This window comes from Ensifer sp. YR511 (genome assembly GCF_900103045.1).
Taxonomy (GTDB): Bacteria; Pseudomonadota; Alphaproteobacteria; order Rhizobiales; family Rhizobiaceae; genus Ensifer; species Ensifer adhaerens.
The window spans coordinates 1-18,680 of the sequence record NZ_FNGR01000048.1 but is presented as its reverse complement, the minus strand read 5'-3'; the positions used below and the strand labels follow the sequence as shown (position 1 = coordinate 18,680).

The following is an 18,680-nucleotide window of genomic DNA, read 5'->3' as shown; positions in this document are numbered from 1 at the left end:
CTATTCCTTAGAAATGCTCGCCGACCCAGGGTGCTGGGCCAGAGAAGATATTGTTACAGTGCTTTATCGCTGCCGAATCGCCCACAATCCAGCCAGCCCTCTCCAGAAATTTTGCCGAGCGGAAACCCGAGTACAGCGTTGCGAATTGAGCAAGACCGATCGTGATGTCTGCGGAACCGGCTGCACTCTCCTCACAGAAGCCGGTCCCGTTCTCCACCGTAAGCAGAAGTGCGTGTTTCTGTGCCGGCCCGAGGACGTCCAACCTCAGTCTTCCTGAGGCACAATCATAACCCCGGGCGGCAAGCGCGAGTTTGGGCGAGAGGATGCGCATTAGGAATTCCTCCTGATGGACTAGTCGCCAACCCTTGTCTGGCATGGTGAACGAGAGAGCGTCCTGAGGCGCACCATGCCAGCGGACGCGAGGATAGACTGTGGAGAACGTGCCTAGAAATTTGAGAACCTGCTGCGCGGTTGCCCCAGAGAGTGCGACCCAGTCGCGCAGTACGAGCCCTTCCGGATTGCCTGAGTCCAAGACGATATAACCGATGTCCTGACCGTCCTGCTCGAAGACATACGTTGCGAGCTCGTCGCCCGTTGCCTGCAGGAGAACGTTCCAGTGGGCGTCCCTGCGGTCCAATACTCCCGCTTGTGTCCGGCAATGCTTTGCATAGATTGGCTCGATGGAGGAACGGATTCGGTCATCGTTTACGCGACGGCACTCGAACTTGTCCTTGATCTTATAAAGCTCGCTTGTGTCCGCCTCATAGACAACCTCCGAGCCCGCAAGTTCGAAACCTGACTTGCGATAAAGCGGTCGCGTCGATGCAAAAAGACTTACAACCGCAGCGCCCCGTTTCGTTGCCTCAGCAGCTGCAAGGTCGAGGAACGTCCCTGCGATTCCGGTCCCACGATACTCGGGGATAATAGCGACATGTGCGATGTTGCAAGCTGGGACGACATTTCCAGCGAACCAATGGCCGGTTTCGATCAAAGCTAATACAGCAGCTGGACGGCCGCCATGTTCGATGACGTGAAAGTTGCACAGGCCGGTAAGCTCGATGTACTCGGTGGTATGGACGCGACTAAAGGCGAAGGCAGACGAATATGCGGCCACAATGAAATCGACATCTGAATTGATCGCTTCTCGCATACTCATCCCCTTACGCTTATACAGCCTACCTCGACATTCCCAACCACTCTAGGCATGTACGACCCTGTTGCCATCAATCCATGTATCGACGTGATCCAACTCACCGCTCAGAACAACGAAATCGGCGACGTAGGATGGCTTCAGGGATCCTAGATGCCCATCGACGCCCGCAGCTTTGGCTGGAATGCTGGAAGCCAACGAAAGAGCGCTTTCCAAAGGAACGCCGACCACGGTATGTACAAACCTGATGCTGGCCAGCATATCGATGTCGCCTCCCGCCAAGGTACCGTCAGCAAGCTTGAGGCTGCCGGCATTTCGATGGATTACCCGACCATTCAGCTCAAACTCCCTAAGTGACGTTCCGATCGTCTGCATGGCATCGGTGACCAGGAAGATCTGTCCGGGCGAAAACTTGGCTCGCAAGGCGACCTTCATTGTGACAGGGTCAACGTGGATCCCGTCTGCAATCAGCCCAGCATACACACGGCCGTCGTCAAGCGCCGCACCTACTATTCCCGGTTCCCTGTTGCCCAGCGGACTCATAGCATTGAACAGGTGGGTGACCATTGATGCGCCCGCATCAAGATACGTCGATACGGTCGCGGCAGTCGCATTGCTATGGCCGATACTGACCACGACCCCCGCTTCGACAAGAGCCGAGACCTGTTCCGTCGTCACGTTTTCCGGGGCAACAGTCGTGAGCAGAAATCCACTCGCCCGGCGATACCCGCAGATGGCATGAAGGTCCTCTTCTGTCATCGGACGAATGAACGAGGGATTGTGGGCGCCCTTCCGTTCCAAGGATAAATGTGGACCTTCGAGATGTAACCCCAAGAACCCGGGAATGCGCCTCGAGCGGGCCTGCCGTCCGCCTTCCAGAGCACGCGCGGTGACCTCGGGGGTGTCGGTGATGAGAGTCGGCGGTAGCTTGGTCGTTCCGAACCGGGCGTGCGCTGCAGTGATCGCGTGGATGGCCTCTGCCGACGTTTCGTCTCCAAAGCGAACGCCGCCCCCACCGTTGACCTGCAGATCGATGAAACCAGGCGCGATCAGCTGGTCATCATAATCCAAACGAGGAGATCCTGCCGGAATGTCAGTGATGCCGACGATCCCGTCGACTCGACCACCACTAATCAGAAGCGCGCTATTGTCGTGCCAACGAGTGCCATCGAAGATGCGAGCAGCAGAAACTGCGGTGGATGTAGTCATTGTGCCTTCGATACCTCATCAGGAGCCGTGTTGTGACGTCAACGCTAAACGGGATGGCGATAATCGTCAATTATATACACTCTCTGAAGTTTTTCTTCATGTCTACGCGCAGCGCTTTCTGGAATCCGCGTTGCCAGCGCTGAGAACAAGTCAGCAAACGCCTTGAACCTTGCAAAAGGCCCCAAGCCGCTTCAGATGTGCGGACTAAGCCTAGCAGTTACTCAAATTCGCTGTGTGAGGCTTGGTCGATGAGAATAGGGGCAGCGTCCCACCTTCCGGCATGGTGCGTAAAAACCCGGCAAAGCAGTGCTACCGGTGGCGTCGCCTTAAAGGAAGTCAGGATCTGAAGGGTGGTGCTTACGGCTTTTCAGGCGTCAATCGACAATGCGATTTCACGCAAGGTGGTGACGGCCTGGGTGCGGAGTTGGCGATGATGGGTGGCAGTGTTTCCGATGGAGATGAAAGAGGTTGTTGACCTGGCCGTGAACCGAGACGAAACGTTGACATTGCCGCGCTGAACTGAAGCTCATCATCCGCCTCTCTCGCCGCCGCAGCGGAAGATGAGAATTTTCGGCGCGGTTGTTCAACCCCTTGTGCGATCGATGCTCAACGCCGGGGATCAACTCGGCTTTCGCCACTCCATAAGAGCGCAGCTTGTCGGTTACCATCACCCTCGGCGTGACGCCCTGACTTTTGAGCAGCTTGCGCATCAGCCGCAGCGCTGCCTTCTTGTTTCTTCGGCTTTGTAACAGGGCATCGAGGACGTAGCCTTCTGCATCGACCGCACGCCACAGCCAGTATTTCCTGCCCTTGATCGATACGACAAGTTCATCAAGGTGCCATTTGTCGGCGAAGTTGCCGCGTGATCGCCGCCGGAGTTGATAATCGATCTTGAGACCAAACTTTACCACCCATTCCGACACCGTCTGAAACGACACGTCAATCCCGCGTTCCGCAAGCAGGTCTTCGACATCGCGAAGGCTCAGCGGAAATCGGTAATAAGGCCACACCGCATGGGCAATGATCTCGGCTGGAAAACGGTGACGATGGTAACGGGCATGCGGCTCTTCGATCATGCCGCTCCAATATCACCTCGATCAGCAGAATCCGTTAAGGCGACGCCACCGGCCAGACTGGTAATTCAGCAGCTTGCTCACAGCTCCCTGGGAGAGGCCGAGATGATCAGCGAGCTCTTCCTGCGTCTTGCCATGCAGATGCTTCTGCCGTTCCCATTCCTGTTTGATATTCGATTTGATCCGCGTCGAGACCAGCTGGGAATAAATGTTCTTCTCGCCCGAGCGGTCATCGCCATCGCCGTCACGTAGCGGTATCGGTCTCGTATTCTTGCGCAACGTCCATTATGCCCACGATCATTGCCGTACTCTAGCGCGCGGATTGAACCCAATTGCTGCGATATGCCAAAATTATTCCACGGAGGAACGAAGAAGCTTCGGTAGGAATACTCGCAAAGAAGACTCTGTGCAAGAGAGCGAAAGGCAGCCCGCAGGGCAATTGCTGGAGGCTTTCGAGATTCCATGTCGTTCAGCCTTCGGCCGAGCAGAAAACCCAGACCCGATTGTCACCATTTTCCTAGGGCGTGTGAGGGACTGACTGGCAGGATATATGCAGGTGTAAACACCTTCGGCTCACCTCCATGTCGCGCATCCCCTCCCTCCGCAAGCTCCGGGGGGGGGCCTGGCTCCCTTCCGGGAGCCTCCGGTGGTTACACCTGCATATATCCTAGTAAGGGAGATTTTCTGTTCGAGATTGAATTAGTCAGCGTATTGTCACGTGCGCGTTTAGCGCGTTTATGTCAGAGGTCAAATGATAACTTAGTATGCGAAGACGCGCGTATATTTCTTCTCTCCTAAATAAGCCTAAGCTAATTTTTTAGGTTTTCTGAATATCAAAAACAGCAAAAACAAATCCCTGTTGAAGGGTACATCATGATCCGACACTTAAAACAAAACAATCTCCCGAGTTGAGCGGGCGTTGGGTCAAGTCAAAAAAATAAAATCAATCACAGACAAACGAAATCCTCTTATTCGAACTCAATCTTCAGTTCTGAGCCGTACTTTCCTAGCTACCAAAATCGCGGGCCTTCTGCTCTAGTAGCCAAAATTGAGGGTCTTCTGCACGGGAAGATTAAAGTGGCCGGCCGTCTTGAAGATTTGGGTGAGTCTTTCCTCACATTCTCCATCGCCGAAGGTGGTGTCACGCGGAAACTTCTTTCCCCAACCCTCCTCGAGAGCCTTAAGCATTGTCGCGTTGTCATTCGGAGCCACAGTGACGATAGACTGGATGTCCGGTGCGCGACCATCCTGGCGAGAGCCCACATTTATACTTGCGACACCGTGGAACGGCATTTCCCGAACGCCGGCACTGCTGTTTCCGATGAAGAGCGCAGCGTTCCTCTGGAGTACGGAGAAATGCTCGAAGGGAATATTTGCGGCTCGGAAGAAAAGTTCGCTGTCGCGGTCGTCGAAGATTATCTCGATGATTCTGCGAATATCGTCGGTACCGGGATCGTTGTTCGGCATGATGACGAGGAATGGCTTGATGGACTTGCCCCCACCCATAGCGAATTCTTCGAGTGTCGCGAACAGATTGGCGGCGTCATTAGCCATGAACTGCTGCTCAGTCGTGACAGAATGAAACGAAACGATGCCGAACTGGCCGGTAAACGGAATCCCGTGCAATTCTTTCACCTGATCAAGCGTGAGGGAACCGACGACAGCGTGAGCGTCCATCTCAGGAGAACCGACGTTGAAGACGGTCTCGGCAGGCTGTCCGGTTGCGATGAGGCGTTGTTGGGCGTCTTCCGTGCACACATAGTGGAACCTCGAGAGAGCCGTGACGGCATAGCGGATATCATTGTCGACGGAGCCTGTGATCTCTCCACCCTCGATGTGATGGACGCGCACGTTCAAGAGTCTAGCCGCCGTTGCGCAGGCGAGAGCCTCAACTCGATCACCGTGGATAAACATGTCGGTGATCTTTTCGCGCTTGATCACCTTTTTCAGGTGCTTGATGGTTTCCTCCGCAACGTCAACCTGATCGGGACCCTGTGCGTGATTGTCGTACTCGTGAAACTCCCGCACTCCTTCGAGGCCTAGGACTTCGTTCTTCGTCAAGCCGTACTCCGGAAGCATATGCATGCCGGTGATGAAGATGTCGAGGAAGGTGCCGGGTGGAAGGTGGGGCAGGGCGTTCAGGAAGGCGCGGGCAGGGACTTTCATCTTGCTCCAATCGGCACGAGTGCCTGTCATGAGAAGAGCATTGACGGAAGCCATTGTGCTTGTGGGGGACGTGTTTGGGGGTTGTTAAGCTGTGATGAATGTTGTGTTGGGGATGTAGTGAAGAGTGAGTGATAATGGGATGGTTGAGAGAAATTCGGAGGGGAAGCTTGAGGTCTTTATAGTTTTCGAGCGGGACGAAAAAGGGCAAGAGCAAAGGTTCGAAAATTCGAGGGGGATGGATTTGACCCCGAAAATCGGAGGGCGCAGCGTCGTCACCTTGGAATGAGCTGACGCGGCCGGTTAATTGCGGCGGAGCAAGTGCCGTCATGCATGTCAGACAATGTGCTCAAGTGGGTCCGGCGACGCCGAAGACAGGGGCTTTGCATTACGACCGACGATCGCATGCAGTTTGGGCTGTGCATTTGCCGTCAGCTTACACTTGGCATGTGGATCGGCGATGCAGGTGTGCGCTTACGAGGGGTGGTGGGACAGGCTTTCTTGGCGCGTCACATGATCTCGATTATGGCTTGACCCAAAATAGAATGCCAAGACCCTAAACCGCTTTTGGAGGGCAGGATATATAGAGGTGTATAATTAGTTTGATCATAAATATACGCGGGCACAAATCAGTTTGCTCAGTTGTGCGAAGCTTAGTTACATTGTTAGTTGAGATGTTTGTTTGTTCATGCGGATCTCGGTATCTTTGGACACGCGCGCCGCTGATCCACCGCGACATCCCCGATGGCGATGTTGCTCTTTTCTCGACGTGACGCTCAGTTGGCACATCCGTGGAAAATCTGGTGTTGGTGGAAGGGTATCGCTGGGTGACCGAAGACAGCTTCGATACCACCAAGAGCGAACTCGGCCTCGACCACGACGAAATCTGCTCCTGGCGTTGCTGGCGTCGACATGTCTCGCTAGTGATACTCGCTTTCGCCATGGTGCGAACATATGCCGCCCCCAAAAACGATGCGGCCCTCGAGGCACGGACTGGCAATTGATCCGCTGCTCGATCCAGGAAATCCGCCGCATCGAACCTTCGTACATCGTTGCCTAGTCGTTCTGACGACCGGCACATCAGGTCGCGGCACGACGAGCATACCTCAAATCAAAATCGCAACTGTAACGTCAGTCTAAAGCCTGCCAGCCAATTCTTTTTGGTTTTGTTGGCGGATTCTGTCACGGCACAAAGTGGCCAGCTGCCCGGAAGAGCCAATACCATTCTTCCCGCGTCAGTCTAATATCCGACGCAGCTGACCTTGCCCCGTTGCAGTAATCCATTTTGAAGTAAGCTCTGGCCCATTGAGAGGACCAGGGAATGAAGCGCAACCGTTTCACAGACGAACAGATCATCGGCATTCTGAAGGAGCACGAGGCTGGTACGCCGGTCTCGGAGCTTTGCCGCAAGCACGGCGTCAGCGATGCCAGCATCTATAAATGGAAGGCCAAATTCGGCGGCATGGACGTATCCGAAGCCAAGCGGCTGAAGAGGCTGGAAGACGAGAACACGAAGCTGAAACGGCTCCTGGCAGATGCGATGCTCGACAATGCGGCTTTGAAAGACTTGTTGGGAAAGAATGTATGGTCCGCCCCGTCCGTGCAAGGGGTCGCGACGTCGCAAATGACGATTCCAGTTGCGTAAATGTATCCGGCCTCTCGCGAGTGGACTGCTGTTGCAGCCAGGCCATGATGAGATCCGCGCACGCCGTTCCCAATAAATGGTTCGGGCACGAAGCCCGCTTTTTTGCACAGGGTTTACGGCATGCTGATCCACTGTTTCGTCATCACTCGTCCCGAGCCTTGCAATCGAGCTCTGAGCGTCAAGCGAAAGCAGGATCCCTGCGTTCATAGAGTGCGCCCGGTTTGTTTAGAACAGCCCAGACGATGCGTGCCATCTTGGCCGCGAGTGCAACGACGGCTTTGTTGGGATGCATCCGCGCTTCAAGGCCGTTGAGCCAGTTGCCCAACCGATCGCGCGTCCGGTCGAGATGTCGGAAGCACGACCGTGCGCCATGCACCAGAAGCTTGCGGACATATCGATTGCCGCGCTTGCTGATCCCTAGCAGCGTTTGCTTTCCTCCGGTCGAATATTGTCTCGGCACCAATCCCAGCCATGCCGCCAGATCTCGGGCTTTGCGGAACTGCAGCCCATCGCCGACGTCCGCCAGCAATGCGGTTGCGCCCAACGCGCCGATCCCAGGGATTGTCATCAGGCGGCGCGTAACGTCTTCCCGATCGGCTATCGCCTCAATCTCCTTGGTGACTTGGCGGATGCGCTCTTCGAGGCGCAGGAGATCGGCGTGTAAATCACCCAGCAGCCGACGCATTGCCGGTGACAGATCATTCTCTGGGTCATTCAGAGCTTGGGGCAGATCAAGTTTGAACAACCCCGCTCCCTGCCGCAAAGCGACGCCATATTCCAGGCAGAAGGCGCGCATCTGATTGATCAAGCGCGTCCTCGAGCCGACCATCTGATCGCGGATCCGGTGCAGAGCCTGGAGGTCGACCTGATCGGTTGCCTTCGCCGTGACGAAGCGCATTGTCGGCCGCGTCGTCACCTCGGCAATCGCTTCAGCATCGATGATGTCGTTTTTGTTCGACTTGACAAATTGCGCGGGTATCAGCCGAACCTTGTGCCCGAGCGCCTGTATCCTGCGGGCAAGCCACTGCGACCCCGCACAGGATTCCATGCCAACAATGCTCGGGTCTGCCCGGGCTGTCAATGCCGCGTGAATTTTCCCCAGAAGTTGGAGTGAATTTTGGACGCCGATTGACACAAATACCCCTCCCGTCGAAGCGCATGCCAAGTTCGATCCCGGATTGCCTTCTGCTCGGTGCTGGCGGTGACGAAATAGCGGCAGCCGGCATCTCCCCTACCACCGCGACCGCATCGGGCCACAATAAGCTCGAAGCTTCACGCTGAATTCGGTTCGGCGCTACGAACATGGGCGGTGTCGATGGTGATGACGAACTCTTTACGTCGATCACCAGGAAGCGGCATTTCGAGTTGATGCCGCTCCGCCATCTCCCCTGTCGCAAGCCATTCTTCATTTGCAACCTGGTCGTCGAACCGCTTGCCGACCCTGATTGTACGCTTACGCACGGTCGCGTGCGTCTAGCTTGGCTCAACAGGAAGAAATTTGCTGAGTACATTCGCTGCCTGCCTGTAGGACATAACGCCTCCCAGCTGTGCCGTCAGTTCCATCAGCTCAGACGTCGCCCGATCGGGGCAGATTTCCTTCAGTGGCGCGAAGGCACCCGCCATGCCTGGATAGCAATCGCTGCACACCATCCAGCGGGGATTGCTAATCCTCACTGTGCTAAAGACGGTTCTGATGCGGCGCATAGTGTAATCCTTGACTGCCCGGAACGTATGGCAGTCGGGGCAGACCCGGCGATAAAGTCTCGGCCTCGTGGTTCACGACGGCGCTCTGCAGCGCTTCCATAATCTTCTTGCCGTCCTCGATCAACAGGCCGAGGTCACCATCAAACAGTTGCTCCCAGCTCTTGTCGATGCGGACCTCCCTTCGGCAAATATCACCGAACTCATTCTTGCCCTCGATCGTGATCGTCCATTCCACTGCCATCGGCGCCTCCTTCATCAAGGCACCAAGATGGCCCAGCCGGCACTAACAGTTTGTGCGCACCCCTGAAAAATTACCGGTCTCAATTTCATCGCCACTCTCGATGCTTGACATGGTTTCTGCTAAGTGAATGGGCCAAAAGCTGTGGAGACTCTTGATGCTGCGCGAGATAGAGACGTTCCTGGCCGCTGCCCGTCACGGCACTTTCACCGAAGCAGGGCTACGACTGGGGCTGACGCAATCAGCCGTTAGCGAGCAGATCCGCCGACTCGAAGATTTCGTCGGCCGCCGGCTGTTCTTCCGCACCGGGCGCTCCGCCACCCTTAATGCGGCCGGCCAGGACCTCGTCCCACTAGCCGACCAGATCGTTGCACTCGTAGCCGAGATGCGCGGACGTCACGCGGTCTCTGCAATGCGCTGGACGTTGCGCGTGGGCACGATCGCCTCGCTCCACTCCGGCCTGCTGGCCCGCACGATGCTCGCCTTCCATCGCGGCTTTCCCGGCGTCACGCTGCGCTCGACGCGGGGAGAGGACGACCTGCTCGGCCAGGTCGAACGGGAAGAGCTCGACCTCGCCGTCGTCATCCGGCCTCCGGGCGAACTGCCCGAAAACGTTTCCTGGCATCCCCTGCTGTCGAAGCCCTTCGTGCTGATCGCACCCGCCGGTCTGGGCGCTCGCGATTGGCGCGACGCCATCACGAAGCTGCCCCTACTTCGCTACGACCGTTCGACTGTTAGCGGCCGACAAGCAGGTCCCGACCCGGAATTACATTGTCGCCCATGCATATGGGCGAATTACAATCCAAAACGTCGAACGCTATGTCCGCCGCAATGTCACCAAACTGACACACAGGCACAAGTCGACCCAACCTGTTCCGTGGAAGATGGGGGACGCACAAAGGGACTTTATCGACACTATGGTCAAGGCAATCGTGGGTCTACAGATCGAGATCACCGGCCATGTCGGCAAGGCCAAGCTCAGTCAGAACGAGGAACAGCGCGACATTCGAAACGCTGGTGAAATGGTCAGCGCGCAGGTGGATCATCCGATTAGTCAGGCAATGCTGTCAGCCGCTGCCCGCAAAGGCTGAACGCACGGATGGGACAGGATCGTTGCGACGCGTGGCAATGTATACTCGGTGCCTGGTCCTGGCTGCGCCTGCACGGCCTACGGGAGCAGGTGCGTCAGTCAAGAGCCCGACCTTTGTGCCTGTCATTCCTTCGTCGTAAGCGATTGGACCTGACAGCTTACAGATGACGGCCACCGATACGGCCGGCAATCTGCCCTGCACGATGCAAAACCACAGCTTGCCGCGGTTGTTCGGTCGCTCCGCGGTGGCTGCTACCTGAGCGCGGCGCCGCCCTGCCGGTGTAGCTCCCAACCGGCAGGGCGCCTGCTAATTTAAGCGGTGGATTGGGGATGGCTGCGCGCCCGGGAATACGGAACGCCCTGCCAAACGATGGTGAGAAAGTGGCGGCGCTATCCGGGAATCGCGCGAGCAGGGCCGCTGATCGGATATACTGCCATTCATCGTCTTCGTGACGCCACCCTGAGGTAGCCCTCCTCAGCGCCCACGAGCTATTTTCGAATGACTGATGATAGAGCAAACGCTGTAAGGGTATCACGCACCCCTGGCAATTCAGAGATCAGCTGCCATATCTGCCGAATCCGGTCCGCGTCCGCGGACTCGACCCGCACCAAAAGATCGAAGTCCCCGGTCATTACGTCACACGAAACAACCTCCGGAATGCGCCGCAATGCATGTATGACATCGCCACCCCTCATCCGGTCATATCTATACACAAACATCATTGCAGTCGTGAGAGCTTCTTTGCTTAAACCTTCACCGGACACGATTGTGTAGCCCTTGATGAAGCCCTCCCGCTCAAGCCGTTCGATGCGCACACGAACGGCGTTTCGCGACAAGTTGACTTTGCTGGACAATTCAGCGTGCGATATGCGCGCGTTGTTCTTCAGTTCATTCAGGATTTGTTCGTCCGTTCGATCAAGCAAGTATTTCATCGGGGTCCGAGCCAACCAGTCCTGATTGCGTTAACCCGATAGCCGATCGAAATGCGCTTACGGCAATATCGGGGAGACGCACGTTATCTCCCTTTCTCCCATAGCGCCTAGCTGTCGCCGCCATGACAAAGGCGGGTAGCGCAGACCGCTCCGCGTTCAACAAGCTCCTAACACTCTCGTATCCGGCCAGAAGTGCTTGAGCCCTGCCCTTATCCAAGTCTCCACTCGGCTTACCGGTCCAGTCAACAAGAACATCTGCAACTTCTGCAATGAGCACATCATCATGGCGGAGTCGAAAATTAATGACACCGCTGACCTTGTCATCCAGAAAGAATACGTTCTCATGGACCAATGCTCCGTGAACCCCTCCGGTCGGAAGCTCAATCGAAGATCTATTCGGTTGCAGCTGCAAAATGGAGTGAATCTTTGCCATAGTCTGCCCAAGGCTGTGACATTTGCCTGTTCCGGGATCAAACGTCGAGGATCCAGGTACGAAACTCACGATCGCTACGAGTTTTCCAGCTGCTCGAGAGGCCGCATTTCCGTCCAGGCTTCGAACCGGCTTCGGGCACGAGACTCCGTTTTTGTGGAGCCTCTCCATGGTTTCAAACGCTCGTTCCAGATCAGACGGTTCAGCTGCATTTTCGAACAGGGTGACGATAAATTCATTGTCTTTGGATCTGAAAAGATACGTCGTCTCTTTGTCACCATCAGCAATACCGATGACAGACAGCAATGATTTTATCCCGTAAGCAGACGCAATAGCGTCAAGGTCATCGTCAGAGAGCTCAGTGAATACAGCCATTACCCATACCAGCCGCTTAGGGTTAAATCGGGCTCTCAGAAGAGTGACCCGCGCCCCCGAAAATCTGATGTATCTGAATTTGAGACAATATACCCTCATCTTCAACGACCTGTCGTAGTCGCTTCTTTTCGGTCAAAGCCTTCTTTGAGAGAGCCGACGCCTTACTATAGCCAATCAGCGCCGCCAGGGGTGTGGCAAGGACGAGAGAGTGATCGCAATATGATTGGCATCGATCAACATCGACTTCGATACCTTCTACGCAACGCTGGCTCAGAATTTCGATTCCTTTTGTCAACAGCCGCATGGACTGGAGAATGTTCAAGACTATGACGGGCTCCATCGCGTTCAACTGCAACTGGCCTGCGCTCGCCGCGAGCGTCACCGTCAAATCATTGCCTATCACCTGGAACCCAATTTGGTTCATCATCTCAGGGATGACCGGATTGATTTTTCCCGGCATTATGGACGAACCAGCCTGTACGGCCGGCAGTCGGATCTCTCCGAAACCCGTGCGGGGCCCGCTGCTCAACAGACGCAGGTCGTTGCATATCTTTGAAAGCTTTACCGAGATTCGCTTCAAAGCGCCGGAAAAGGTAACGAAGGCTCCGGTGTCGGAAGTGGCTTCAATAAGGTTGCGAGCAGGTACCAAATCGATGCCAGAAATTTGATTGAGATGATTGCAGGCAAGGCCTGGAAAGCCAGGCGGGACATTGATGGAGGTACCGATCGCGGATCCACCCAGGTTAACTTCTCTCAGCAGCCTGGACGCCGACTGCAACTGTATTATTTCTTCTTCCATCAGTTCCGCGAAGGCCTCAAACTCCTGGCCAACCGTCATAGGCACGGCGTCCTGAAGCTGCGTGCGACCAACTTTCGTGACTTGATCATACTGAGCTGCCTTCGCTCGGAAAGCGTCTCGAATATTCACCTGCGACGTGACCAGTGCATCGCAGGCCCGAAGGATGGTCAGGCGTATTGCCGTGGGGTAAACGTCATTGGTCGATTGCGATAAGTTGACGTCGTCATTGGGATGGAGTGTGGCATAGTCTCCCACTGCCCGCCCAAGCTTCAAGAGAGCGAGGTTTGTTACGACCTCATTGACGTTCATGTTGGTGGACGTCCCAGCGCCACCTTGCATCATGTCGACGGGGAAATTCTGATCAATGTCTTGCAGTTCCATCAGATCTTCGCAAGCTGCGGAAATTGCCTTTGATTTTGATCCTGATATCAGGCCGAGCTCCATGTTTGCCAAGGCCGCTGCTTTCTTGACCATGGCCATGGATTGTATGAGTTCGGGAAAGTCCTTCAGTCGTAGCCCTGAAACGTCAAAGTTCTCAGCTGCACGTGCGGTGTGCACGCCATAGAGAACGTTGCCGGGAATGAGGAGCGGGCCGATAAGATCGGATTCAATACGTCCTGTCGACATGTCTTGCCCTCTCATGCGAGGATGCCAGCATGCAGCATGGCACGCTTGATTTCATGCTGAACGGTCGGGCTGACAGCGACGAGCGGTAGCCGAAGGTCTGCCTTCATCCTACCAAGAAGCTCCAAGGCATGTTTGGGACCAGCGGGATTCGTTTCGAGAAAGAGCGCTCTGTGGAGCGGCATCAGCTGATCTTGAAATTTGAGCGCTGCTGCAAAATCGCCGTCCAGACATGCCTGCTGGAATTGAGCACAAACACGAGGTGCGACGTTTGCGGTGACCGAAATGCATCCATGCCCGCCATGGGCCATATACCCCAAAGCAGTTCCGTCTTCGCCCGACAACAAATTGAATTCCGGGCCACAAGCCATGCGCTCGAGCGAGGGACGCAATATGTTGCCCGTGGCATCCTTAACCCTACGAACATTGCGACAGTCTTTGAATATTCGCGCCAGAGTTTCAACTTGGATGTCGACGCCGCTGCGAGGCGGAATATTGTAAACTATGATCGGAATTCTGCTGACCGCGTCGATCACCTTGAAATGCTGGTAGATCCCCTCCTGCGTCGGCCTGTTGTAATAGGGAGAGACAATGAGCAGTCCGTCGGCGCCGGCATCTTGAGCATGGCGCACGAAGTCAAGCGCTTCCTCGGTGCTGTTGCAGCCGGCCCCTGCGATGACTGGTAGCCGCCCGGCGGCCGTGTCTATGGTGATTTCCACCACCCTCTTGTGCTCGGCGTGGGTAAGTGTTGGACTTTCTCCTGTCGTTCCACAGGGTACCAAACCGGATGACCCTTCGTCGATTTGCCATTCAATGAAGTCGCGCAATGCAACTTCATCGACGTGGCCCTCCTTGAACGGTGTTACAAGCGCTGCGATAGAACCTTTGAACATTTACACTTTCCCCTCAGGCAACAATTGCTAGCGGCTGCCAGCTGCAAGGCTCCGGTTATTGTTGCAGTCTGTTTATGCAAACAACTTTGGGTTGTGTCATTTCTTCATAGGCGAACCGAACGCCTTCTCGTCCCATGCTGCCATATTTAAAGCCGCCGAAGGGCATCGCGTCGAAACGATAGTCCGAAGAGTCGTTGATCATGACGCCAGATGCATCAATTCCGCTGGCGGCATCGAGGGCGTGGTCCAGATCGTTGGTGAATATTCCCGCATGGAGACTGTACTCGGGTTCGTTAGCCATCGCGATGGCACCCTTCAGCTCACCAAACGGTTGCAGGATGACAATCGGCGCAAACACCTCTTCAGACCAGACAGCACACTGCGGGGGGACATTTTCCAGAACTGTAGGCGCGTAGAGATTCCCATGCCGCTGATGACCACAGAGCAAAGCGGCTCCCGCCGAGATTGCTTGATCGACCATTGCAGTGGCTCGCGAGATCGCTTCTTCCGAAATCATCGGGCCGATGTCGGTCGTTTGCTCCAGGGGATCTCCGGCCCTCAATCTTGCGGTCGCCTCGACAAACGTTGACCTGAACCGTTCATAGATGGCGTTCTGTACGAGAATTCTCTGCGTGCCTATGCAGTTTTGACCAGCTGCCCAATAAGCCCCGGAAACGCAGGCGTCGACGGCTGCATCGAAATTGCAATTTTCCATCACGATCACCGGAGCGTTTCCGCCAAGGTCCATCGCAAGCTTCTTGATGCCCGCGGCCCTTGCGATCGCCTCGCCGGTGTTGAACCCACCGGTAAAAGATATCATGCGCACGTCGCGCGCAGAAACAAGCGCCCTGCCGAGCTCGGGACCACCGATGGCAACGGTCACGATCTCCTCAGGCAAGCCGCTCGCGATCAGGGTGTCGACCAGCTTGAGTGCGGAGAGAGGCGTGAGCTCTGACGGCTTCAAAAGCACCGCATTGCCGCCGGCGATGGCCGGGCCAAGTTTGTGGGCCACCAGGTTCAGCGGGTCGTTATAGGGCGTAATGGCAGCGATAATCCCCAAAGGCTCCCGGGTATACCAGCCCTGGCGCGATTCCGATCCGAGGTAGGAGTCGAACGGTATGATCTCACCCGCATTTCGTTTTGCTTCATCCGCCGACAGTTTGAGAGTGTTAACGCACCGGGTTGCTTCCTTGCGGGCCTGCACGATGGTTTTCCCCGCTTCCCTCACGATGAGCAGCGAGAATTCCTCCAGGTTGGCCTGGATCGTCGCAGCTGCCCTTTCCAGGACGGCTGAGCGTTTGTATCGCGGCAGAGCTCTTGCGATCTGGGCTCCCCGCTTTGCCCGTTCCAAGAGCGAGCCCACGCTTGCAGCACTGGTCTGGCGCACTGTTCCAACGACGGCCCCGTCGAAGGGGCTTCTCACGATGATATCTTGAGGAAGGGTAGTCTCGCTCAGGGCTGCACTGCGCATTATGCAGCCTCCTTCGCATCTCGCGACGGTTGAGTCGTGTGGATGGCAACAATATCGGACAGAAGGGCATATGCGGTCTCGACCCGTCCAGCGCCCGGTCCTGTTATCGTCACTGATCCAAGCAGCTCGGTGTTGAGGGAAACTGCGTTCGTTGCGCCCCCAACTCCCGCGAGCGGATGCTCGAGAGCCAGTCTCTTGGGAGCAACACTGCCAACGACAATCCCATCTTCACCACGAGCCGCGGATCCGATGAGCTTCCACCGGCAATTCTCTTGGGCAGCCACCTCGATATCGCGAGGAGACAATCGCGAGATGCCATCGCACGTCACATCTTCTGGCTTGAGGTTTGCTCCCAGCAACTCGTTTGCAAGGATCACGACCTTCAGTCGAACGTCATGGCCCTCGACATCCGCGGTCGGATCGGCTTCGGCATAACCGAGGCCCTGCGCTTCCTTGACGGCAGAGGCGAAGTCCAACCCCGCCTCCATGCGCCCCAATACGAAATTCGAGGTGCCGTTGAGAATGCCCTCAAAGCCCTTCAGTTCGGCGCCGGCAAGTGTTTTGTCCGCCAGTCGGATTACGGGGGTTCCGCTCATGACCGCACCTTCATACTCGAAGCGCACGCCACGAGTTTTGGCCAATGTCTTGAGTTCTTGGGCGGCGAGCGCTACGGGACCCTTGTTGGTCGTGACGACATGTTTGCCCGCTTGAAGCGCCCATCGGCAATGGCTGACAGCAGGTTCCCCATCTTTCGGATTGGTGAACGTCGCTTCGACCACGATGTCGGCCGGCGCCAGCTTGATGACAGTTTCATTGTCAGCCTCCGAACTGCCGCCGGAAAGCTGCCCGAAGCCACCCTTGGTGAAGTTGGCCTCAGTGAGCATTCGCGGGTCAAGCCCGTTGGGTGATATCACCGAGCCCAGGTAGAGATCACTGACAGCGACGATGTTTAAACGAAAGCCAAGCTCGCGCTCCCACATCGGATTTTTTGTCGCGATAAGCCCAGTCAAGGCGCGGTTCACTCCGCCAAAGCCTATGAGAGCAATATTGTAAACCGTCATGACGATCCTCCGAGAAAATTATGCTGGGCATCATGCGTGTGCGGACTGCACAGTGAAAACGCCGCAATCGGACCAAAGAACCGTGCACTTTGCTCATTTTGTCGCTATTTTGTTGGCGTTGCGACCAATAGCCCTCCGACCGCTGAGACTAATGGTCCCCGCTTCCCATTGGGTGGCCACCGGTATTCACAGTGGGTTCAATTGATCGCTGCAACACACTCCGCAAATCTTTCCGCGGGCGTCTGATAAAGCAAGGTCTTTCTTGGACGTTCGGTGAGCTGCCTGGCGATTGCATTAAGCTGGGCTTGGCTGTGTACTGACAGGTCAGTGCCGCGCGGTAGATATTGGCGCAGCAATCGATTGGTGTTCTCATTTGAGCCGCGCTGCCAGGGTGATCTGGGATCGCAGAAGTAAACTTCAACGTCAGCGGCTATGGCCAATCGTTGATGGTCAGCCAACTCTTGGGACGCAAAGAGCGGTCCCAGGCAGCCTGGTCTGAGAGTGCGGCCCCATATATCGGTCAGCTCCGCCATTGCGACGAACTTCGGGACCATCATCTTGGCCCCACTTGGACTTGCCGATCAGCTTGGTAACCAATAGCCGACGCCCACATTCATCCCTTGACCGGCAAACACCGGATCAGGCTTACTTCAACGCGCTGACGCCAATAAAGGTGGCAGCATAATCGAGGCGGAAATCCACTAAGCAAAACGCCCGAAACTGTTCAGACAAACCGAGCCACCTCCATCTCTATCGCCATCTGAACGCCTACATCGAGCGTCATCGTGCCGTGTTGCTCGCTGGCGCTGAAGATCCCGGCACCCTTTTCGTGAAGACGGTCAAAACCAAGACCAAGGATGCGTCTTACGACCAGACGACCTTTTACGAGGCTTGGCGGACGGCGATCCAACGCTATGGAATCTACAATCCATATACCGGTCGCGGCGCCATCAAGGGCTTGCTTCCGCATGGTCCCCATAACGTCCGAGATGTCCTTGGGACGCATATCCTCAAGCGTTCTCAGAAATGTGTCGAATATATTCCATGGATTAACGCTACGCCAGGTGGTGGCGATGCCTTATGGACACCCGCACTCGCATAGGCTGGAATCTTCGGAGATTCCGGACTTCAAAAAAGATCACTCAGGAGCATGTGGCCGTCGACGCGAACGTGGATCGAACGGCGATCAGCGGTATCGAACGCAGCGAATACAATCCTTCAGTCGACCTGCTCGATCGTCTCGTCGCCGCATTGGGCGTCGACATCTCGGAACTATTTGCCGTTCCGCCACAGACAGCTATGCCGCCAGACCCCCTCAAGGCAGGAAGAAAGCCCAAGTGATCATGTGAAGGCGTGTCCCGCATGCCAGCCGGGTTCCAGCCGATACATTATGCGATCTTCTGTAACGCGCGGGTACATTCTACTCTCAAGTGCGACATGCCAATGATTTCAATGGCTTCACCTTGGAGATTTTGGCATGTTCCGACGCTATTCGCAGCTGAATCTGGCCGATCGACGCCGCCTCTTCCATTTCGTCGAACGCAAACTGCCGATCAAAGAAATGGCGCGCGAACTTGGTCGTCATCGATCGACGATCTATCGTGAGATCCGGCGCAACACCTTCCACGATCGCGAGCTGCCCGACTATAGCGGCTACTTCCCAACGGTTGCTGACGATATCCGCAAAGAGCGGCGGCAGCGTTTGAGGAAGCTTGTGCGGCACCCGCAATTACGCGAACTGGTGATCGCGCAGCTGAAGGCACTTTGGTCCCCGGAACAGATCGCCGGTCGTCTGCTCGCCGATGGCGTGAGCGCCGTGCGG

At 55.9% G+C, this 18,680-nt stretch carries 17 protein-coding genes and 6 pseudogenes; 8 read left to right on the top strand and 15 right to left on the bottom strand.

What is annotated here, in order from left to right:
* Positions 1-7 precede the first annotated feature (7 nt).
* The 4 genes and pseudogenes from eis to BLU15_RS41070 form a co-directional block, all read right to left on the bottom strand.
* Positions 8-1,150, bottom strand: a complete 1,143-nt coding sequence (gene eis / locus BLU15_RS35990; protein WP_244546932.1) for a GNAT family N-acetyltransferase — start codon at positions 1,148-1,150, stop codon at positions 8-10.
* A gap of 48 nt (positions 1,151-1,198) precedes the next feature.
* Positions 1,199-2,359 carry an N-acetylglucosamine-6-phosphate deacetylase gene (gene nagA, locus BLU15_RS35985; RefSeq protein ID WP_090301991.1) on the bottom strand — a complete coding sequence of 387 codons (1,161 nt, stop codon included), beginning with the start codon at positions 2,357-2,359 and terminating at the stop codon, positions 1,199-1,201.
* A 367-nt stretch (positions 2,360-2,726) separates the two neighbouring features.
* Positions 2,727-3,435: pseudogene (locus tag BLU15_RS35980) on the bottom strand (IS6 family transposase).
* A 21-nt stretch (positions 3,436-3,456) separates the two neighbouring features.
* On the bottom strand, positions 3,457-3,573 hold the full coding sequence (locus BLU15_RS41070) for a helix-turn-helix domain-containing protein (RefSeq protein ID WP_371590407.1): 117 nt from the start codon (positions 3,571-3,573) through the stop codon (positions 3,457-3,459).
* Here BLU15_RS41070 and BLU15_RS39770 point away from each other — a divergent pair.
* On the top strand, positions 3,538-3,684 hold the full coding sequence (locus tag BLU15_RS39770) for a hypothetical protein (protein WP_176960468.1): 147 nt from the start codon (positions 3,538-3,540) through the stop codon (positions 3,682-3,684). The two genes, BLU15_RS41070 and BLU15_RS39770, sit on opposite strands and share 36 nt — an antisense overlap.
* Positions 3,685-4,467: 783 nt before the next feature.
* On the opposite strand, the gene neuC is transcribed toward BLU15_RS39770, so the two are convergent.
* Positions 4,468-5,628 carry a UDP-N-acetylglucosamine 2-epimerase gene (gene neuC, locus BLU15_RS35970; protein WP_256386724.1) on the bottom strand — a complete coding sequence of 387 codons (1,161 nt, stop codon included), beginning with the start codon at positions 5,626-5,628 and terminating at the stop codon, positions 4,468-4,470.
* Between the two features lie 671 nt (positions 5,629-6,299).
* On the opposite strand from neuC, the pseudogene BLU15_RS40475 reads away from it, so the two are divergent.
* A pseudogene (locus BLU15_RS40475) lies at positions 6,300-6,542 on the top strand (IS701 family transposase); the annotation flags it as partial.
* 374 nt (positions 6,543-6,916) lie between these two features.
* A pseudogene (locus tag BLU15_RS35955) lies at positions 6,917-7,180 on the top strand (transposase); the annotation flags it as partial.
* Between the two features lie 238 nt (positions 7,181-7,418).
* On the opposite strand, the gene BLU15_RS35950 reads toward BLU15_RS35955, so the two are convergent.
* From BLU15_RS35950 to BLU15_RS35945, 3 genes are all read right to left on the bottom strand, one after another.
* Positions 7,419-8,405 (bottom strand): IS110 family RNA-guided transposase, encoded by a 987-nt coding sequence (locus BLU15_RS35950; protein ID WP_256386721.1) that lies wholly within the window; start codon positions 8,403-8,405, stop codon positions 7,419-7,421.
* A 107-nt stretch (positions 8,406-8,512) separates the two neighbouring features.
* Complete coding sequence (locus tag BLU15_RS39275; RefSeq protein ID WP_143034334.1) at positions 8,513-8,701, bottom strand: hypothetical protein; 189 nt, start codon at positions 8,699-8,701, stop codon at positions 8,513-8,515.
* Positions 8,702-8,918: 217 nt separating this feature from the next.
* Positions 8,919-9,185: a hypothetical protein gene (locus BLU15_RS35945; protein WP_090301981.1), complete on the bottom strand. Its 267-nt coding sequence runs from the start codon at positions 9,183-9,185 to the stop codon at positions 8,919-8,921.
* A 127-nt stretch (positions 9,186-9,312) separates the two neighbouring features.
* Here BLU15_RS35945 and BLU15_RS40470 point away from each other — a divergent pair.
* Both BLU15_RS40470 and BLU15_RS40465 read left to right on the top strand, forming a co-directional pair.
* Positions 9,313-9,906, top strand: a pseudogene (locus tag BLU15_RS40470) (LysR family transcriptional regulator); the annotation flags it as partial.
* Positions 9,863-10,273: an FMN-binding negative transcriptional regulator gene (locus BLU15_RS40465; RefSeq protein WP_371590406.1), complete on the top strand. Its 411-nt coding sequence runs from the start codon at positions 9,863-9,865 to the stop codon at positions 10,271-10,273. The pseudogene BLU15_RS40470 and the gene BLU15_RS40465, both read left to right, overlap by 44 nt.
* A 488-nt stretch (positions 10,274-10,761) precedes the next feature.
* Here the strand turns inward: BLU15_RS40465 and BLU15_RS35935 are convergent, their stop codons facing one another.
* From BLU15_RS35935 to BLU15_RS35905, 7 genes and pseudogenes are all read right to left on the bottom strand, one after another.
* Entirely contained in the window at positions 10,762-11,205 is a 444-nt protein-coding gene (locus BLU15_RS35935) for an Lrp/AsnC family transcriptional regulator (RefSeq protein WP_090301978.1), read from the bottom strand.
* On the bottom strand, positions 11,189-12,010 hold the full coding sequence (locus BLU15_RS35930) for a homoserine kinase (protein WP_090301976.1): 822 nt from the start codon (positions 12,008-12,010) through the stop codon (positions 11,189-11,191). Before BLU15_RS35930 ends, BLU15_RS35935 begins: the two co-directional genes overlap by 17 nt.
* 22 nt (positions 12,011-12,032) lie before the next feature.
* Positions 12,033-13,436, bottom strand: coding sequence for an aspartate ammonia-lyase (locus BLU15_RS35925; protein WP_090302017.1), 1,404 nt, complete (start codon positions 13,434-13,436; stop codon positions 12,033-12,035).
* A gap of 11 nt (positions 13,437-13,447) precedes the next feature.
* Positions 13,448-14,326: a 4-hydroxy-tetrahydrodipicolinate synthase gene (dapA, locus tag BLU15_RS35920; RefSeq protein ID WP_090301974.1), complete on the bottom strand. Its 879-nt coding sequence runs from the start codon at positions 14,324-14,326 to the stop codon at positions 13,448-13,450.
* Between the two features lie 55 nt (positions 14,327-14,381).
* Positions 14,382-15,797 carry an aldehyde dehydrogenase family protein gene (locus BLU15_RS35915; RefSeq protein WP_090301972.1) on the bottom strand — a complete coding sequence of 472 codons (1,416 nt, stop codon included), beginning with the start codon at positions 15,795-15,797 and terminating at the stop codon, positions 14,382-14,384.
* Positions 15,797-16,858: a homoserine dehydrogenase gene (locus BLU15_RS35910; RefSeq protein WP_090301970.1), complete on the bottom strand. Its 1,062-nt coding sequence runs from the start codon at positions 16,856-16,858 to the stop codon at positions 15,797-15,799. The genes BLU15_RS35915 and BLU15_RS35910 overlap by 1 nt, the downstream gene beginning before the upstream one ends.
* A gap of 197 nt (positions 16,859-17,055) precedes the next feature.
* Positions 17,056-17,319 (bottom strand): annotated as a pseudogene (locus BLU15_RS35905) (IS30 family transposase); the annotation flags it as partial.
* A 272-nt stretch (positions 17,320-17,591) separates the two neighbouring features.
* On the opposite strand from BLU15_RS35905, the pseudogene BLU15_RS40460 reads away from it, so the two are divergent.
* From BLU15_RS40460 to BLU15_RS35890, 3 genes and pseudogenes are all read left to right on the top strand, one after another.
* Positions 17,592-17,879, top strand: a pseudogene (locus tag BLU15_RS40460) (hypothetical protein); the annotation flags it as partial.
* A 59-nt stretch (positions 17,880-17,938) separates the two neighbouring features.
* A complete protein-coding gene (locus BLU15_RS35895) occupies positions 17,939-18,199 on the top strand; it encodes a helix-turn-helix domain-containing protein (protein WP_090301968.1) in 261 nt (86 codons plus the stop codon).
* 136 nt (positions 18,200-18,335) lie between these two features.
* Positions 18,336-18,680: helix-turn-helix domain-containing protein (locus BLU15_RS35890; protein WP_143034333.1), on the top strand; the 345-nt coding region annotated here is incomplete at its 3' end.

Coding starts and splice junctions, on each gene's coding strand:
- BLU15_RS35910 (WP_090301970.1), bottom strand. CDS start 16,858: ATGACGGTTTACAATATTGCTCTCATAGGCTTTGGCGGAGTGAACCGC.
- dapA (WP_090301974.1), bottom strand. CDS start 14,326: ATGTTCAAAGGTTCTATCGCAGCGCTTGTAACACCGTTCAAGGAGGGC.
- BLU15_RS35925 (WP_090302017.1), bottom strand. CDS start 13,436: ATGTCGACAGGACGTATTGAATCCGATCTTATCGGCCCGCTCCTCATT.
- BLU15_RS35945 (WP_090301981.1), bottom strand. CDS start 9,185: ATGGCAGTGGAATGGACGATCACGATCGAGGGCAAGAATGAGTTCGGT.
- BLU15_RS35895 (WP_090301968.1), top strand. CDS start 17,939: ATGGACACCCGCACTCGCATAGGCTGGAATCTTCGGAGATTCCGGACT.
- BLU15_RS39770 (WP_176960468.1), top strand. CDS start 3,538: ATGATCAGCGAGCTCTTCCTGCGTCTTGCCATGCAGATGCTTCTGCCG.
- eis (WP_244546932.1), bottom strand. CDS start 1,150: ATGCGAGAAGCGATCAATTCAGATGTCGATTTCATTGTGGCCGCATAT.
- BLU15_RS35915 (WP_090301972.1), bottom strand. CDS start 15,797: ATGCGCAGTGCAGCCCTGAGCGAGACTACCCTTCCTCAAGATATCATC.
- nagA (WP_090301991.1), bottom strand. CDS start 2,359: ATGACTACATCCACCGCAGTTTCTGCTGCTCGCATCTTCGATGGCACT.
- BLU15_RS35935 (WP_090301978.1), bottom strand. CDS start 11,205: ATGAAATACTTGCTTGATCGAACGGACGAACAAATCCTGAATGAACTG.
- BLU15_RS35930 (WP_090301976.1), bottom strand. CDS start 12,010: ATGGCTGTATTCACTGAGCTCTCTGACGATGACCTTGACGCTATTGCG.
- neuC (WP_256386724.1), bottom strand. CDS start 5,628: ATGACAGGCACTCGTGCCGATTGGAGCAAGATGAAAGTCCCTGCCCGC.